This window comes from Ruegeria sp. ABF4_144 (assembly GCF_056160045.1).
Window position 1 is genome coordinate 2,287,624 of sequence record NZ_JBSWWK010000001.1, and the last position, 17,291, is coordinate 2,304,914.

Annotated in this window: 17 protein-coding genes; 7 read left to right on the forward strand and 10 right to left on the reverse strand. The window is 59.1% G+C overall.

What is annotated here, in order from left to right; translation table 11 throughout:
- Window positions 1-33 precede the first annotated feature (33 nt).
- On the forward strand, window positions 34-393 hold the full coding sequence (locus tag ACXAGD_RS11490) for a hypothetical protein (RefSeq protein ID WP_475210712.1): 360 nt from the start codon (window positions 34-36) through the stop codon (window positions 391-393).
- Here the strand turns inward: ACXAGD_RS11490 and ACXAGD_RS11495 are convergent.
- Both ACXAGD_RS11495 and proS read right to left on the reverse strand, forming a co-directional pair.
- On the reverse strand, window positions 390-1,301 hold the full coding sequence (locus ACXAGD_RS11495) for a glycosyltransferase family 2 protein (protein WP_475210713.1): 912 nt from the start codon (window positions 1,299-1,301) through the stop codon (window positions 390-392). The genes ACXAGD_RS11490 and ACXAGD_RS11495 overlap by 4 nt on opposite strands.
- Entirely contained in the window at window positions 1,285-2,625 is a 1,341-nt protein-coding gene (gene proS, locus ACXAGD_RS11500) for a proline--tRNA ligase (protein WP_475210717.1), read from the reverse strand. The genes ACXAGD_RS11495 and proS overlap by 17 nt, the downstream gene beginning before the upstream one ends.
- Window positions 2,626-2,792: 167 nt before the next feature.
- Between proS and ACXAGD_RS11505 the strand changes: the two genes are divergently transcribed.
- From ACXAGD_RS11505 to ACXAGD_RS11525, 5 genes are all read left to right on the forward strand, one after another.
- The gene (locus ACXAGD_RS11505; RefSeq protein WP_475210719.1) at window positions 2,793-4,157 is read left to right on the forward strand and encodes an FAD-dependent oxidoreductase; all 1,365 of its coding nucleotides are present in this window, start codon (window positions 2,793-2,795) and stop codon (window positions 4,155-4,157) included.
- Window positions 4,157-5,131 carry an isopenicillin N synthase family dioxygenase gene (locus ACXAGD_RS11510; RefSeq protein ID WP_475210721.1) on the forward strand — a complete coding sequence of 325 codons (975 nt, stop codon included), beginning with the start codon at window positions 4,157-4,159 and terminating at the stop codon, window positions 5,129-5,131. The genes ACXAGD_RS11505 and ACXAGD_RS11510 overlap by 1 nt, the downstream gene beginning before the upstream one ends.
- A 90-nt stretch (window positions 5,132-5,221) precedes the next feature.
- Window positions 5,222-6,295: an AI-2E family transporter gene (locus tag ACXAGD_RS11515; protein WP_475210724.1), complete on the forward strand. Its 1,074-nt coding sequence runs from the start codon at window positions 5,222-5,224 to the stop codon at window positions 6,293-6,295.
- Window positions 6,296-6,985 carry an HdaA/DnaA family protein gene (locus tag ACXAGD_RS11520; protein ID WP_475210725.1) on the forward strand — a complete coding sequence of 230 codons (690 nt, stop codon included), beginning with the start codon at window positions 6,296-6,298 and terminating at the stop codon, window positions 6,983-6,985.
- A gap of 49 nt (window positions 6,986-7,034) precedes the next feature.
- The gene (locus ACXAGD_RS11525; protein ID WP_475212578.1) at window positions 7,035-8,579 is read left to right on the forward strand and encodes a Ppx/GppA family phosphatase; all 1,545 of its coding nucleotides are present in this window, start codon (window positions 7,035-7,037) and stop codon (window positions 8,577-8,579) included.
- A gap of 3 nt (window positions 8,580-8,582) precedes the next feature.
- Here the strand turns inward: ACXAGD_RS11525 and ACXAGD_RS11530 are convergent, their stop codons facing one another.
- From ACXAGD_RS11530 to scpA, 6 genes are all read right to left on the reverse strand, one after another.
- Window positions 8,583-8,957, reverse strand: coding sequence for a hypothetical protein (locus ACXAGD_RS11530; RefSeq protein WP_475210727.1), 375 nt, complete (start codon window positions 8,955-8,957; stop codon window positions 8,583-8,585).
- 38 nt (window positions 8,958-8,995) lie between these two features.
- Complete coding sequence (locus tag ACXAGD_RS11535; RefSeq protein WP_475210729.1) at window positions 8,996-9,973, reverse strand: endonuclease/exonuclease/phosphatase family protein; 978 nt, start codon at window positions 9,971-9,973, stop codon at window positions 8,996-8,998.
- A 5-nt stretch (window positions 9,974-9,978) separates the two neighbouring features.
- Window positions 9,979-10,659: a TerB family tellurite resistance protein gene (locus ACXAGD_RS11540; RefSeq protein ID WP_475210731.1), complete on the reverse strand. Its 681-nt coding sequence runs from the start codon at window positions 10,657-10,659 to the stop codon at window positions 9,979-9,981.
- A 42-nt stretch (window positions 10,660-10,701) separates the two neighbouring features.
- The gene (locus tag ACXAGD_RS11545; RefSeq protein ID WP_475210734.1) at window positions 10,702-11,193 is read right to left on the reverse strand and encodes an N-acetyltransferase family protein; all 492 of its coding nucleotides are present in this window, start codon (window positions 11,191-11,193) and stop codon (window positions 10,702-10,704) included.
- Window positions 11,190-11,792 (reverse strand): VOC family protein, encoded by a 603-nt coding sequence (locus ACXAGD_RS11550; protein ID WP_475210737.1) that lies wholly within the window; start codon window positions 11,790-11,792, stop codon window positions 11,190-11,192. Before ACXAGD_RS11550 ends, ACXAGD_RS11545 begins: the two co-directional genes overlap by 4 nt.
- A gap of 101 nt (window positions 11,793-11,893) precedes the next feature.
- A complete protein-coding gene (gene scpA / locus ACXAGD_RS11555; RefSeq protein ID WP_475210739.1) occupies window positions 11,894-14,020 on the reverse strand; it encodes a methylmalonyl-CoA mutase in 2,127 nt (708 codons plus the stop codon).
- A 168-nt stretch (window positions 14,021-14,188) separates the two neighbouring features.
- On the opposite strand from scpA, the gene ACXAGD_RS11560 reads away from it, so the two are divergent.
- On the forward strand, window positions 14,189-14,635 hold the full coding sequence (locus ACXAGD_RS11560; RefSeq protein ID WP_475210742.1) for a DUF4174 domain-containing protein: 447 nt from the start codon (window positions 14,189-14,191) through the stop codon (window positions 14,633-14,635).
- A gap of 76 nt (window positions 14,636-14,711) precedes the next feature.
- Here the strand turns inward: ACXAGD_RS11560 and ACXAGD_RS11565 are convergent, their stop codons facing one another.
- Complete coding sequence (locus ACXAGD_RS11565) at window positions 14,712-16,757, reverse strand: acetyl-CoA carboxylase biotin carboxylase subunit (RefSeq protein WP_475210744.1); 2,046 nt, start codon at window positions 16,755-16,757, stop codon at window positions 14,712-14,714.
- 114 nt (window positions 16,758-16,871) lie between these two features.
- Window positions 16,872-17,075: a hypothetical protein gene (locus tag ACXAGD_RS11570; RefSeq protein WP_475210747.1), complete on the reverse strand. Its 204-nt coding sequence runs from the start codon at window positions 17,073-17,075 to the stop codon at window positions 16,872-16,874.
- Window positions 17,076-17,291 lie beyond the last annotated feature (216 nt).

Genomic DNA, 17,291 nt, shown 5'->3' on the forward strand with positions numbered 1-17,291 from the left:
GGGGGATACCATTTTAAAGAGCGGGGGTCGCTCATGTTTGTAAAGAGTAATACGGAATTGTTGGATCCTATTTTGGTCCGAAACGCATCTACAGAACTGGATTGCGAGACAGCGGCGCTGTTGCGCGCCACGATGCGCCCACTTTTCGATACTGCACCAAGTTGGGCAAGTCTGACAGATATCCTGAAAAACAAAGGCTATCGCCTGGTGTTTCGTCAGGGGCGCTTGTGCGTCACGGATAGCACTACCGACGAAAAGGTCTGCGGTCTGAACTTTCTGGGCTTTGATTTCAGGGATCTGGTAAGGCGCTTAGGTCGTCCGATCGTTGTGCCACGCGGCAACAGCGCGGACGGAGACGTTCTGGCCGAGCGGCCGGAACCGCCACGTAGCTAGAAGCTCCGCCAGAACTGGATCTTTCTGCGCAGCGTTTTTGACAGGCTGTACATCGCTGCACGGGCGGTGACCGGTTGCGACAGGGACTTCAACAATATTGTGCCTGTAACCCGAACCGGCAGGTGGCCTTGCTTGTACCACTGGATGCGCTGGTCTTCGCTATATCCTGACAAATCGCAGAAGCGGCTGTAGTTTTTCAGCCAGCACGCAGCCATCTCAGCACCCGTAGCATCCCTGTCTGCTGACACGCCGCCTTCACGGAACAATGATACCGGCATCTGCAATCGCTGGCCGGTATGGCCGGCAAGGGCCATCCGCAGGACCATGTCGTAATCTGCGACGATGCGGAACTGCAGGTCATGGCCGCCCAACGCGTCGAACAATTCCTTGCGCAACACCATTGCATTATGACCGAACGGCAACCGCTGCAGAATAGACTTCGGGGTCAGACGACGGGCGTGGCGTTGATTGCCCTCATCGTCGAAAAAGACCGTTTCGCCATATACAAAGTCCGGCCTGCTGGGAACAATCGCCTTTTGAACATTGAGCAAGCTGTCCTCATCCGCAATCAGATCGTCCGAGTTGAGAAAGAGAATGTACTCTCCCTCACAGCGCGCAACCGCCTGGTTCATTGCGTCGTAAAGGCTCTTATCGGCTTCGCAGAAATACCGGATCGGTATCCGGGTGTCGGAGGCTGCGATCTTCTGGATCGCCCCCTTCAACAATTCCTGCGTGCCGTCGTCAGACTGCCCGTCCCAGATTACATGCTCGATGTCCCGAAAACGCTGGGCCTGAACGCTGTCGAGGGCGGCGAGGACTTGCTCCTCGCGCCCGGCTTCGATCAGGTTCCGCGTAACGGTGACGACCGAGATCAGCGGCCTGTCAGTCTGTTCAGACGGTTTGCTCATAGATTTCGGCGACTTTTGTGACGGCGGCCTCAGGGCTCAGCTCTTCGCTTTCGCCAGTACGGCGGCAGGTCAGCTCGACGACACCGTTTTTCAGACCGCGCGGACCGACAGTGATGCGCCACGGCAGACCGATCAGGTCCATAGTCGCAAACTTGCCCCCTGCCCGTTCGTTCCGGTCGTCATACAGCGGCTCCAGCCCCAAAGCAGTCAAAGCGCCATAGAGCTTGTCGCACGCAGCGTCAGCTTCATCGTCACCTTGCTTGAGGTTAACGATACCGCAATGGAACGGCGTCACGCCTTCGGGCCAGATGATGCCCTTGTCGTCATGGCTAGCTTCGATGATCGCGCCGATCAGGCGGCTGACGCCAATGCCGTGGCTGCCCATGTGAACAGGTGTCGGCTTGCCGTCAGGGCCTTGCACGGTTGCACCCATCGCTTCGGAATACTTGGTGCCGAAATAGAAGATTTGCCCGACCTCGATACCGCGCGCCACACGGCGGCGTTCCTCGGGGACTTCGTTGAACAGCGCCTCATCGTGGGTTTCGTCCGTGCGGGCGTATTTCGAAGTGAACTCTTCCAGAATGGCCTGGCACTGCTCACGGCTGTCATAATCGATCTGACGGTCACCAAAGGTCAGGTCGGTGACAGCGCTGTCATAGAAAACCTCGGACTCGCCAGTATCGGCCAGAACCAGGAATTCATGCGTGTCATCGCCACCGATAGGTCCGGAGTCGGCGCGCATCGGGATGGCCTGCAGGCCCATCCGCTCATAGGTGCGCAAATAGCTGACCAGATGGCGGTTGTAAGCGTGCAGCGCGTCTTCTTTGGTCAGGTCGAAATTGTAGCCGTCTTTCATATAGAACTCGCGGCCCCGCATCACACCGAAACGCGGGCGGATTTCATCGCGGAACTTCCACTGGATTTGATACAACGTCAGCGGCAGGTCCTTGTAGCTGCTGACATGGCCGCGGAAGATATCGGTTACCAGTTCCTCGGCGGTGGGGGTGAATAGCATATCCCGCTCATGCCTGTCCTGCATCCGCAGCATTTCCTGACCGTAGTCGTCATACCGCCCAGATTCACGCCACAGGTCCGCGGATTGGATAATTGGCATCTGGATCGCGATGTGACCTGCACGCGCCTGTTCTTCGTGGATGATGTTTTCCAGCTTGCGCAAGACTTTGAAGCCCAGTGGCAGCCATGAATAAATCCCGGCAGACGCCTGCTTGATCATCCCGGCACGCAGCATCAGCCGGTGGCTGACGATCTGAGCCTCCGAGGGGTTTTCCTTGAGAACGGGCAGAAAGTAACGGCTGAGGCGCATTTTGAACCTTTAAAGGTGAATTAGAGCATTAGAAGGTGATTATTCCAAAGCCCCGCCGGGGGCAATCGGCCAATGGATATTTTGCGACCTCGCGTCAGTCGGTTTTTTGATTGACCCGCCAGTCAGGGTTTTCAATTGTGGCGGGAATGTAAATTCGAGGGGCCGCTATGCAGACCATTCAGGAACCCGCCCGACAGATCCCTGTCGTTCACAAAACCGATGTACTGGTTGTTGGCTCTGGCCCGGCCGGGTTGGCTGCGGCACTGGCCGCTGCGCGTGCAGGGGCTGAGGTGTCTCTGGTCGATCGCTTCGGCTGTATGGGCGGCAATATCACTGCCGTGGGCGTTGAAGGATTCGCCTGGTACCGCCACGAACAGACGGTCGAGGCCGGCGGTATCGGCATGGAGTTCGAAACCCGCGCAAAAGACATGGGCGCGGCAGTGCCGGAAAGCCAATCGCTCAGCTATGAGCTGGATAGCGAAGGGTTCAAACTGGTCGCCGACAAACTGGTCGATGAGGCGGGGGTGCATCCGATGCTGCACCGTCAGTTCGTCGCACCGATCATGGAGGGCGACCGGGTCACCGGAATCATCACCGAATCCAAAGCTGGGCGTGAGGCGATCCTGGCCAAGGTTGTTATTGACGCGACCGGCGACGCGGATGTGGCCTACCGTGCTGGCGCCCCGACCCACAAAACCGCGCGTGAGGACATGATGGCCGCCTCGGTCATGTTCCATCTGGCGGGCGTTGATAAGCGCGCCTTCATGGAGGGCGTGAAGGCTGACCCGCAGACCTACAAGGATTGGGGCGGCGGCGGTGAATGGAACATCGAGACCAGCGGCAAAGAGGACGACATGTTCTCTCCATTCGTCAAGAAACCATTCCAGCAAGCCATCGAAGAAGGTCTGATCCCGCCGCATCTGAACACCATCGCAGGTACGTGGGGTGCGATGCATGACACGGGTGAGTTGACGTATATGAACCTCATCCATTTGGCTGAGGTCGACGGCACCGACCCCGACAGCCTGACAAAGGGTGAGATCGAGGGCCGTCGTCAATCCATGTTGGCCATCGACGCGTTGCGCCGGTTCATGCCCGGCTGTGAAAACGCGCGCCTTCGGAACTTTGGCATGACCATCGGTATCCGTGACACCCGCAAGATCGACGCAGTGTATAACATGACAGAGAACGACGCCCGCCATCAGGGCCGGTTCGAAGATACGATCGGCATCTATCCAGAATTCATCGACGGTTACGGCATCCTGATCCTGCCCACGACCGGGCGGTATATGCAGGTACCTTATCGTTCAATGCTGCCTAAAGGGATCAAAGGGCTTCTGGTTGCGGGACGCTCACACGGGGCGGACAAGGTGGCGCATGCCGCCACTCGCAACATGGCGTGCTGCGCCGTCATGGGTCAGGGCGCAGGAATCGCGGCTGCGCTGTCGCTGAAAAGCAATCAGGATGTGCACGAGTTGAACCTTGCCCCGGTCCACGCCGAATTGGATCGCCAAGGTGTGAGGATTCACTGATGGACCACATCCCCACGATAGACATCGCCCCGCTGCATGATCCGAATCATGTCAACTATGATCGCACCGTCCGGCAAGTAATGGACGCCTGCACCAATATCGGATTTCTGTCGATCACGGGGACGGGCATTGCCCAGGATACGGTCTCTGATGTCCGCACTTGCGTGCAGGCCATCTTTGATATCGATGAAAGCTCCAAATGGGATCAGGCCATCACTCGCGAGAACTATCGCGGGTTCATACCGATGGGTTTTTTTACACCCAATGACGGCTCGGGTAAGGCCGACAAGTACGAGGGCTACAAGCTGCATTTTGAGACGGCTGCGGATGCCCCCATTCGCAAGGACTGCGCGCTCTATGGTCCGAATATCTGGCCGCGCGAGGTGCCCGATGCGGGCGAGGTTATCCTTGACTATTGGGCACAGCTGGATCGTGTGGCGGACCTGTTGCTTGGCGCACTGGAGGCAGGTTTGGGTTTGCCTGACCGTCAGTTGCGCGATGCGTTCCACCAGCCGATGACCAACATGACGTTGTTGCACTATCCTCCTCAGGCCCCGGATGAGGGCGGCTATGGCATCCACCCGCACAAGGACACAGACGCGCTGACCATCATTGCCCCCGATCCTGTGGGCGGGCTTGAGGTGCAAACCCGCGATGGCGGCTGGATCACCCCCGACTGCCCGCCAGACGGATTCATCGTCAACATCGGCGATATGCTGGAACTGTGGTCAGGTGGTCGTCTGAAATCCACACCGCACCGGGTGGTCAACCGTTCGGGCCGGGAACGCTATTCCTTTCCATATTTCGCCGTGCCCCGTCACGATGTGGTTGTCGCGCCGTTGCTAGACCCCCTGCCCGGTTTTGACCGCCCGCCCGTGCATTGCGGCCACTGGTCGGCTGAGATCTGGCGCACCAACTGGCCCGACGAAGAAGCACACGACGCAACCCCCGAACTGGGCACACTCAGCGACTGAATCGCCGGAATCCCCGGGTCATGAAGCGCTTGCATCACGACGCTGCATAAGCGAAGAACACCTGTAAGAGCCCACGACAAGAGGACAGCCATGGCTTTGCCGGTGAAGGATCAGCTCAGGTACTGGGGTATTGCGGCCGCGGTTTTTGTGCTGCTGATGTGGGCACTTGGCGACGTTTTGCTGCCCTTCGTCATCGGCGGAGCGATAGCTTATTTCCTTGATCCCATCGCGGACCGTCTGGAAAATCTGGGTCTGTCGCGAATGGCAGCGACCGGGATCATTACTATTGTCGGCGTTCTGGGCTTTGTACTGATGATCCTGATGGTCGTCCCAGCGTTGATCACTCAGCTGATCGATCTGGTCGAAGTCCTGCCCAGCCTGTTCAAAGAGCTGCGCGGTTTTATCGAACAACGTTTCCCCTCTCTGCTAGACCGTGAATCCAGCTCGCATCAGGCGTTGGTCTCTATCGGTGAAACACTGCAATCGAAAACCGGTGATTTGCTGCAGTCGGTCGTCTCGTCGCTGGGGTCAGCCATCAACGTCGCCGTTCTGCTGGTGATAGCGCCCGTTGTTGCAGTCTACCTGCTGATGGACTGGGACCGCATGATCGCCCGGATCGGAGAGCTTCTGCCACGCGACCACGCCCCTACGATCAAACATTTGGCGGGTGAGATTGATGCCGTTCTGGCCTCTTTCGTGCGCGGCATGGGGACGGTCTGTCTAATACTTGGGACTTACTACGCAGTTGCATTGATGGTCGTTGGCCTGCAATTCGGCCTGATTGTTGGGTTCATTGCCGGGCTGGTTACTTTCATCCCATATCTGGGCGCTCTGATTGGCGGCACGCTGGCCATCGGCCTCGCACTGTTCCAATTCTGGGGAGATTGGTTTCATATCGGCTTGGTCGCCGGTATTTTTGCCCTGGGTCAGGTAACCGAAGGCAACTTCCTGACCCCCAAACTGGTCGGCAGTTCTGTGGGTCTGCACCCCGTCTGGTTGCTGTTGGCCTTGTCAGTGTTCGGTGCATTGTTCGGCTTCGTGGGCATGTTGGTCGCGGTCCCTGTTGCCGCAGCACTGGGTGTCGTGGCCCGGTTCCTGACCTCGCTTTATCTGGAAAGCCGCTTGTACACCGGCCTCGAAGGGCTGAATCAGGAAGACGAATAAATGCCCCGACAACTAAGTTTTGATCTGCCGGCCAAAACTGCCTTGGGCCGCGAGGATTTCTTTGTCTCTCCCTCCAACGCGCTGGCCGTCGCGATGATTTCGGCAACCTCGTGGCCCGGGAACAAGCTGGTGCTGAGCGGCCCCGCCGGGGCGGGCAAAACGCATCTGGCCCATGTCTGGGCGGCCGAAACCGGAGGCCGGATCATTCAGGCCCGCGACCTGCGCTATGACGACGTGCCCACGCTAGCCCAAACTGCAATAGCGGTCGAAGACGTTCCGATGATTGCGGATGACCCCGACCAGCAAAAAACCTTGTTCCACCTTCACAATCTGGTTCTGGCCGAGGGACACGCGCTGCTGATGACTGGGCGTCTGGTCCCGAAGCTGTGGCAATTGCCCCTGCCCGATCTGCAAAGCCGCATCGAAGGCGCCCATCACGTCGCACTTGACCCGCCTGACGACCCGCTGCTGGGGGCAGTTCTGGCAAAACTGTTTATCGACCGCCAACTAAATCCCGGCCCGGAGGTCATTGCCTATCTGGTCAAACACATGGACCGTCGCTTTGAAACAGCAGCCGAAGTTGTGGAGCGGCTGGATCAAATTGCACTCTCGGAAAAGCGCGAAATAACGCGCACCTTGGCAGTCAGAGTATTGAATTCGGACGGAAACGATGTCGAACCAGACAATTGACCCAACCCCGGTGATTTCGCAAACTGTAGCCGGAACATCTGGGAAAGACATGGATCAGACCGTCGAAACCGACATTCCGGACTGGGGGCCTTTCGGAAAGCCATTGTTTGACAACCCCGAAGCCCGCGCCCTTTCGCGAGTTGGCGTTGTCGATGTCGGGTCGAACTCGGTCCGGATGGTGATTTTTGATGGGGCCGCGCGGTCTCCGGCCTACTTCTACAACGAAAAAGTCATGTGCGAATTGGGCGCAGGCCTGTCCGAGACCGGTCGTCTGAACCCCCGCGGACGGGTCCGTGCGCTGGCCGCGCTGCGCCGGTTCCGGCGTCTGGCCGATGATTTGGGCCTGCCCGGTTTGCATGTCGTCGCCACCGCCGCCGTGCGTGAGGCCAAGGATGGGCCGGATTTCTGCGATGAGGTCAAAGCGGAAACCGGGCTGCATGTCTCGGTCATTGATGGTGGGGAAGAGGCCCGGTTATCCGCTCAGGGCGTGCTGTTGGGCTGGCCCGGTGCCTATGGTCTGATCTGCGACATTGGCGGTTCCTCCATGGAGCTGGCCGAGATCGGTGACGGGGATGTCGGCCGCCGTGTAACCTCGGCTCTGGGTCCGCTGAAACTTCGTGACATCAAAGGCGGACGGCGCGCGCGCAAGGCCCACATCAAGGCAACCATGGAAGAGCTGCGCGACCAGATGGGCAAGCAACGCGACCGTCTGTTCCTTGTCGGCGGCAGTTGGCGCGCCTTTGCGCGGCTGGACATGCTGCGCCGGGGGTACCCGCTGAACGTGCTGCATGAATACCGCATGACTACCAAGCAGGTTCACGAGACCATCAAGTTCATCGAAAAGGGCGACCCGGATGAACTGCGCAGCTTGGCTGGCGTGTCCAGTTCCCGTATGGCGCTGATCCCATATGCGATGGATGTGCTGGCGCGCCTGATCCGGACGTTCAAGCCCAAGGACATTGCGATCTCAAGCTACGGCATCCGCGAAGGATTGCTGTACGAGCAGATGCCCCAAGCCCTGCGCGACTGCGACCCTTTGATCGAAGCCAGCCGGTTTTCCGAAGCCAAGGACGCCCGACTGCCGGGATTCGGAAAGCATCTGTATGATTTTGTAATGCCGCTGTTCAAATCAGCTCCTGAGGCGCGTGTGCGCCTGATCAAGGCCGCCTGCCTGCTGCATGACGTCAGTTGGCGGGCCCATCCCGATTACCGGGCCGAGGTCTGCTTTGACTATGTCACCCGGGCCAACCTAGGCGGATTGAAGCACTCAGAACGGATTTTCATCGGCCTCGCTTTGCAGCATCGGTATCGTAACAAACGCGAGGGCAACAGGTTCGAACCGCTTTACAAGCTGCTGGACGAGAAAGACCAGCGTCAGGCTGAGATTCTGGGCAAGGCCATGCGATTTGGCGCCATGCTCTGGATGCAGAATGACGCTCCTATGGGCACTCTACGTTTTTATCCCAAGAAACGTCAGCTTGATCTGTTGTTGCCGAAATCGGCGGACCCGTTGTTCAACGAGGTGGCCGAAGCGCGGCTGAATTCGCTGGCAAACGCCCTGAAGTCGGACACCCGCGTCATCATCAGGGACTGAAGGTCAGATCTCCGTTCCCTCGTCCGATTCTTCTTCGGTCTGCTCAGGAGTGTCCGGTTGGTCCCGCTGTGGTTTCTTACGGATGATGATATCCCCGTTGGGCAGAATCTCGGGCGCTTCATAAGCGCTCCAATCCTCAATCTCGCCCGCCAGTTCTGCCAGGGCAGGACCCATTTGTTCGAAGAACGACTGCATCGCCGGGCCGAACTGGGTGACCAGGCCTTGCAGGTCCTCAAGCGCAGGCTCCATTTCCTGCCGCAGGCCTTCAAAGAAAAGCTCGGCCCCCTGCTCCATCAGGGATTTACCGGTTTCTTCCTCGGCTTGGGCGGGCAAGGCCAAAGATGCCACTACCGCACAGATAGGAAAAAGATGTTTCATACCTCAAAATATAGGCCCTGACGCCCCATGATGGAAGGTCAGAGGTCGATATCCAACGTAACTGGGAAATGATCGGACGCCGTCAACAATGCCTGTTGCAAGTCAGGCAGAGCCTGCAGATCGGCATCCTTCAACGGATGCCAGATTCGCCAGGCCGGACGCCGGGCGCGCAGGTTTTCGCTGACCATGATATAGTCCAACAGCGCCTCAAGGTGGTGCCCGCCCTGACGGGCAAATCGGGCTGTGGACGGTGCTGGGTCGGCCCCTTTTGCATGTGGGTCGAACAACCCGGCCTGCAGCAGAATTTCGACCGAAGAGCGTCCAAACAGATGCTCAAACTCATCCAAACCTGGCCCGTCATTCAGGTCGCCCAGCAGAATGACGGGCTCTTCGTTCTCAATATGCGCCCCAACCCGGCGCGACAGCCACACCGCCTGTGCCAACTGTTTTCGGCGGTTCGCAATCGAGATGCGGATTGCTTCGTCCCGCGACCCCGCCCCGTGTGGAGCTTTGGATTTCAGGTGCGCTCCGATCAGACGCACCTGCACCCCGGCTTCGGTTTGCATCGCCAGTTCCATTGGCGGCTTGGAGAAACGCACATGATCTTCGGTCGCATCGATATCCAAGTCGATATGAAACACCCCATCAAAGCGCGGTGCTGCCCTGTCGCCCGGAACCGGATCGTGCTGCACGGTCAGCACATTGGGATCGTACAGCAGAGCAAGTTCTTGATGAGTATCGTTGGCAAACCCCATCACCGCATGCGTGGTGCGCAGGTCGAAGGCCTCGGCAAAACTCTGCAACGCGCGGATCGTGTCCTGTGATTTGCCCGAGTTCGGCGCCTCGACAATAAGGACCGCATCCGCATCAATCGCCGTCAAAACCTTGGCAATGGCCTCGACCTGCTGCGCTTTGGTGACGTTGTGGCGGCCGGACCAACTGTCATCGACGATCAAGTGATCGTTGCGATCAAACAGGTTGGCGAACCATTCGATGTTATAGGTCGCCAGCCGCATCGCGGTTAAGCCCGCGCGCCGTTGATCTCATCCCAGGCGCGGTTAATGTCGATCATCTTCTTTTCAGCCAGACGAATGGCTTCCTCGGGTACGCCGCGGGCCATCATCGCATCGGGATGCGTTTCGCGCACCAATTGCCGCCAGACCTTGCGGATATCAGGCAGCGGCATGTCATGGGGCACACCCAGAACAGTGTAAGGATCCGTGGGCGCGTCGGGCACAAACCGCGCGCGCAGGGCCAGGAACTGAGCCTCGGACTGGCCGAAAATGCGGCTGACCTCTTCCAGAAACTCGTTTTCATTGGGGTGATAGAACCCGTCCGCCATGGCGATGTGAAACAGCCCCTCCATCAGGTCGCAAAGAGTCGTGCTGTCATCGGCAAACATGCGGGCGATTTTACGGGCATAATCCTGATAACCGGCAACATCCGTTCGAGCCATGTCGAACACGCGTGCCGCGCCAGCCTCGTCTTGGCGCGCGATCTGGAAGACATCGCGAAAGGCGGTGACCTCGTCCCGCGTCACCTGCCCGTCGGCCTTGGCCATCTTCGCGCCCAGCGCAATCACGGCAATCGCAAACGCGACCGAACGTTCGGGTGGGGTACGCAGTTTCTCAAAAACGGCAGTCAGGCTTTCGCCTTGGGCAAGCGCACTTAGCGCATCGGATATACGGGTCCAGATCGACATGAGCGCACCCTAGCGCCCCAAATCGCAACTGTCAGGTGCAACCTATTCGTCAGACGCAAGAATTTTCTGCATCAGAACAAGATCCAGCCGCTTGCCCCATTTGAACCCGACCTCGCGCATCAGACCGACCTGTATGTATCCAAGCGCGGCGTGAAAAGCGACCGCACCCGGATTGGCCGAGGAAATACCGGCGATCAGCACATGCACGCCCTCAGCCCGAGCCGCGCTCTCAAGCGCGGTCATCAGAGCCCGCCCAGCGCCTTTGCCACGCGCCTCTGAGGCCAGTTGGATCGTATGCTCGCGGCACTGCGCATAGCCCGGACCGCTGCGAAACAGGCCGTAAGTGGCAAAGCCCAGAACTTGCCCGCCCTTCTCGGCCACCAGATAAGCAGAGCCGCGCGTTTTGATGTCCGAAGCAATGGCTTCCACACTGCGCTCGTTGATTGTGAAGGTCACCAGCGTGTCGCGAATGATAGCGTTGGTGATTGCAGCGATTGAGGCGGCGTCTGAAGCCTGCGCCGGTCTTATGGTCATTCCAACACGCGCGAACCATGTGGTGTTTCAAACTCGGCCCGCAACGCTGCGGGGCCGGTGTCGAACTCGATCCCCTCCAACACTCCCAGCAACCGCGCCAAGTCCAAGGCATCGGGGTGAAAGACAATCAGACGCTTCAGGCGACAGCCACTGTTCTGCAGCATTCGCGCCGGGTGTAAATCGCCGTGCCATTGGATCAGCGCAGGGAACAGGTTGTCGAAGGGCAACCGTCCGTTGAGAGGGACGGCCATCTGCCAGCGCAGCGCGCCTCGGGCCAGATCTATCGGTTGCCCCACGCCATCGGGGAAAACGGACAGAGACGCCTCGATATCCTCAACCCGGCAAATCCAGTTGGTCAGGCGGGGTGACCCGGAAAACCGGTCAAGGTCGAACCACCGCGTGCGCTCGAGCTGCGGCGCCTGGGGGTCGATGGCGATCGCTTCCAGATACAGACCATCCCGCAAGCCCAGCAATCGGTTATGGGTGCCGAATGCCTCGTGCTTGCCGCCATCCTGCAGCGGCACACCCAAGGCCTGTTCTATATGGGCCGACGCTTCCTCAAGCGTTTCGCCCGCGACAGCCAGATGATCCAGTAACATTTGCGCCCTCCAAACACAGCGACCAGACCCCGCAGGATCTGGCCGCATGTTTTCGCCAAATGGGCAGATTCACAAGGTTTTTTGTCGAAAACCCTTTCAGCTTAGCCCTTGGCTTCGCCAATCAGGCGCAGGATATCCTGCGCGGCCTCGGGGATGTTGGTGCCCGGACCAAAGATCGCCTTCACGCCATGATCATAAAGGAACTGATAATCCTGCTGCGGGATCACGCCACCGCAAATGACAATGATGTCCTCGGCTCCAGCTTTTTTGAGCTCTTCAACCAGTTGCGGGGCCAGCGTCTTGTGCCCCGCTGCCTGCGAGGAAATACCAACCACGTGTACGTCATTGTCCACCGCATCCTGCGCAGCTTCGGCGGGTGTCTGGAACAGAGGGCCAACGTCCACGTCAAACCCGATATCGGCAAAGGCCGTAGCGATCACTTTGGCGCCCCGGTCATGCCCGTCCTGTCCCATCTTGACGACCAGCAGACGCGGGCGGCGACCCTCTGCCTCGGCGAAGTCCTCGATGGATTTCTGGATCGCGGCAAAGCCTTCGTCGCCTTCGTAGGCAGCACCATAAACACCGGCCAGTGTCTTAACCTCGGCGCGGTGACGTCCAAATTCCTTTTCCATTGCCATGCTGATCTCTCCTACGGATGCGCGGGCACGGGCGGCCTCGACCGCGGCAGCCAGCAGGTTTCCGCCCTCTTGGGCGGTCTTGGTCAAAGCGTCCAGCGCTTGTTGGCACGCGGCCTCATCGCGGGTGGCGCGGATGCGTTCCAGGCGCGCAACTTGCGCCTCGCGCACGGCGACGTTGTCGACATCCAGAATGTCAATCGGGTCTTCTTGATCCTTGCGGTACTTGTTGACGCCGACGATCACCTCGTCGCCACGATCGATCATGGCCTGACGGCGGGCTGCACTTTCCTCGATCCGAAGCTTGGGCATGCCCGAGGCAACGGCCTTGGTCATGCCGCCCATCTCCTCGACCTCTTCCATCAGAGCCCAGGCTTTTTCGATCAGCTCATTAGTCAGGCTTTCGACATAGTAGGAACCCGCCAGCGGATCGACCACATCAGTCACGCCGGTTTCTTCCTGCAATACCAGCTGCGTGTTTCGTGCAATGCGGGCCGAAAAATCGGTGGGCAGCGCGATCGCCTCGTCCAGAGCGTTGGTGTGCAGCGACTGGGTCCCGCCCAGAACCGCGCTCATCGCTTCATAGGCGGTGCGGATTACGTTGTTATAGGGGTCCTGTTCCTGCAGCGACACGCCCGAGGTCTGGCAGTGTGTCCGCAGCATCTTGGACCGTTCGGATTTCGCACCGAATTCCGTCATCACGCGGTGCCATAGCGTGCGCGCGGCACGCAGCTTGGCGATCTCCATGAAGAAGTTCATACCGATGGCAAAGAAGAACGACAGACGGCCTGCGAATTTGTCCACGTCCATCCCGGCCTCGGTCGCGGCCCGGACGTATTCACGCCCGTCGGCCAGCGTATAAGCCAGCTCCTGCACGAGGTTCGCCCCGGCCTCTTGCATGTGATAACCCGAGATCGAGATCGAGTTGAATTTCGGCATCTCGTTCGAGGTGAACTCGATAATGTCCGAGATGATCTTCATCGAGGGTTCAGGCGGATAGATATAGGTGTTGCGCACCATGAACTCTTTCAGAATGTCATTCTGAATGGTGCCGGACAGCACGGATTTGTCATGACCCTGTTCTTCACCTGCTACGATGAAACTCGCCAGGATCGGGATCACCGCGCCGTTCATGGTCATTGAGACCGAGACCTTGTCCAGCGGGATGCCGTCGAACAGGATCTTCATGTCCTCGACGCTATCGATAGCCACACCGGCCTTACCAACATCGCCTACCACACGCGGGTGGTCGCTGTCATAGCCACGGTGCGTCGCTAGGTCGAATGCCACCGAAACACCCTGCTGACCAGCGGCCAGATTGCGGCGGTAAAAAGCGTTCGATTCTTCAGCGGTCGAGAAACCCGCATACTGGCGGATGGTCCACGGGCGCCCGGCGTACATCGTCGCCTTCACACCACGCGTGAACGGACCAAACCCGGGCAGCGACCCCATATGCGGCAGCTCAGCGGTGTCGTCCTGCGTGTAGAGCGGCTTGACGTCGATGCCTTCCAGCGTTTCCCTGGTCAGGTCTTCCACCGGACGGCCGCGCAGCTCTTTTTCAGCCAGTGCCTGCCAGTTTTTCGTATCGGTCATAGCGATATCCTTTTCTCAATTCGGGTCGCAGCAGGGTGTCCCCTCCGCGATGTGATGTTCTGGGCGGTCAATCCGGCCGTGCTCAAACGCAGGAATTTGAACGCCCTGCGCATTTCACCGGTCGCATTCGTGGGCACAGGGGCTATATTCAATTCAACAGGAGGCCCCATGACACGAACGCTTGCCCTTGTTTTAACGGCACTAATCCCGCTGGCCGCGATGGCCGCCGACGGGTCTGCACCGGCTGAGGACGAATTTGTACGCCCTGTGGGTGACAGCGAACTCAGCGAATTTTTGTGGGTCAATCGGCCCATCGTCGTCTTTGCCGACACGCCCGCTGACCCGCGGTTCCAGCAACAGATCGACATGCTGATCGAGGGCGAAGCCGCCATGCGCGACCGCGACGTGGTTGTGCTGACCGACACTGACCCTTCGGCGCGATCTCCGATCCGGTCGCAGTTGAGGCCACGTGGGTTCCAAATGGTGTTCGTCGACAAGGACGGTGTCGTCAAACTGCGCAAACCCTCCCCTTGGAGCGTGCGTGAAATCGGCCGGTCCATCGACAAAACCCCCCTGCGCGAACGCGAGATTCGCGAACGGCGCGAGGGCGGCTGAGCGCCTTCGCCACGCCCCAAGCCCCCGGCGCGAAATGCCGGGGACCCAGTGCGATATGGCAAAAGCGCGGTCATGATCATTCGAACTCGATGATCACATCGTCCACGGCGAGGCTGTCGCCTGGGGCTGCGTTGATCTTTGCGACGGTGCCTTTCTTCTCGGCGCGCAGGATGTTCTCCATCTTCATCGCCTCGACGGTGCACAGCGCCTGACCTTCCTGCACCTCTTGCCCTACTTCGACGTCGATCTTCACTATCAGGCCGGGCATCGGGCATAGCAACATTTTCGAGGTATCCGGCGGCAGTTTCTCGGGCATCAGCTTGGCCAGTGCGGCCTGATGCGGACGGCGCACATGCACTTTCAGGTCCGCACCCCGGTTACGAATGCGGAACCCGCCCGAGATCTTACCGACCTTCATGACCAGAGGGCTTCCGTCTACATCGACAACGGCGAGCTGATCACCTGGCGTCCAGTCCGAGGCCACGCGCAGGGTCTCTCCATCGGCGAACTTGACGGTAGCGCCCTCTTTGTCGGCCTTGACCTTGACGTCGAACTCCTGCCCCTGCAGCGACACATTCCAGCGCTTGCCGACCTTGCGTTCGTGGTTGTCCATACGGCCCGAAACACGGGTACGACGAATCTCGGCCACGCGATACATCGCCGCGCAAGACGCCGCGATCCGGCGCAGATCAACTGCAGACAGCTCAACACCGTCGAACCCGTCCGGGTATTCCTCGGCGATGAATGCGGTGGTCATGTCGCCGCTGACGAACTTAGGATGGTCCATCACTGCGGACAGGAACGGCAGGTTGTGACCGATGCCCTCGACCTCAAAGCTATCCAATGCCACGCGCATCGCCTCGATCGCCTGTTCGCGGGTCAGGGCCCAAGTACACAACTTGGCGATCATCGGGTCGTAATACATGCTGATCTCGCCGCCCTCATAGACGCCGGTATCGTTACGCACGGCCGCGTCGCCTTCGGGCGCGTCACCCTGCCATTTTCCGTTCACCAGCATCGGGCCTGCAGCGATTTCCATTGGCGGACGATAACGGGTCAGTCGGCCAATCGAGGGCAGGAAGTTGCGATACGGGTCCTCGGCATACAGTCGGTTTTCGATGGCCCAGCCGGTCAAGGTCACGTCATCCTGAGTGATGGTCAGCTTTTCACCCGCTGCCACGCGGATCATCTGTTCCACCAGATCGACGCCGGTGATCAGTTCAGTCACCGGGTGTTCCACCTGCAGTCGGGTGTTCATTTCGAGGAAGTAGAAGTTCTTGTTGCCATCGACGATGAATTCCACCGTACCGGCGCTGGCATAGTCCACGGCCTTGGCCAAAGCCACCGCTTGTTCGCCCATCGCCTTGCGGGTTTCGGGGTCCAGGAACGGCGACGGCGCCTCTTCCACCACCTTTTGGTTCCGGCGCTGGATCGAGCATTCGCGCTCGCCCAGAAAAATGCCATTGCCGTGACTGTCGCACAGAACCTGAATTTCGATGTGGCGGGGCTGCGTCACGAATTTCTCGATGAAAATCCGGTCATCGCCGAACGAGTTCGCGGCTTCGTTCTTGGATGACTGGAAACCCTCGCGCGCCTCTTCGTCGTTCCACGCGATGCGCATGCCCTTACCGCCGCCACCGGCGCTGGCTTTGATCATGACGGGGTAGCCGATTTCCTGGCTGATCTTCACCGCCTCATCCGCGTCTTCGATCAGGCCCATGTAGCCTGGAACGGTCGAAACGCCTGCTTCCTGAGCAATCTTTTTCGAGGTGATCTTGTCACCCATACTTTCAATCGCGCCAACCGGGGGGCCGACAAAAGCCACGCCCTCGGCCTCAAGCGCCTCGGCGAATTTGGCGTTTTCGGACAGAAAACCATAACCGGGGTGAACCGCCTGAGCGCCGCTTTCGCGGATAGCATCCATCACCTTGTCGATCACGATATAGGATTGGTTCGCGGGCGGGGGACCGATGTGAACGGCCTCGTCCGCCATCGACACATGCAACGCGTTTCTGTCCGCGTCCGAGTATATGGCGACAGTGCCAATACCCATCTTTCGGGCGGTCTTGATGACCCGGCAGGCGATTTCACCCCTGTTGGCGATCAGGATCTTGTTGAACATGGAACGTCCTTTGTCTTGGTGTTCTGGAAACGCAAAACGCCGCCGCAGGGCATGAACCCCGCGACGGCGTGTTGCGCGATGACGGTCGGGGCAACGGGCGCCCCGAAATTTACGTTAGTAACAGTTCTTCTGCGTCTTGCAGTAGAGCACGTTGCTTGCGGCACCGACCGCGGCGCCAACGAACGGGTCGGCGCCCAGGACCGCTGACCCCAGCGCCCCAGCGCCGCCGCCAAGCAAGGCCTGTTCGCCGAACGAGTCGCCACAGGCTGTAAGCCCTGCGCAGGTTGCCACGGCAAGGAAGAATTTTGAGATTCGCATACGCTCTGCCCCTTTTGGTTTCTTGATGCGTTGGGGCGCAGATGGCGTAAGCGGGGGACGTTATTCAATAACAGCCCCCGCAAATCTGCATTTTGCGCAGATTTATGCCGCCTTAAGCGCGATACACGCTCAAAGAAAAACGCGGGCAAGGTTTTGTGAATGTCACAAACCTGCCCGCGGAAGGAAGGGGTACGGAATAGTAGGTGCTTGTGCGGC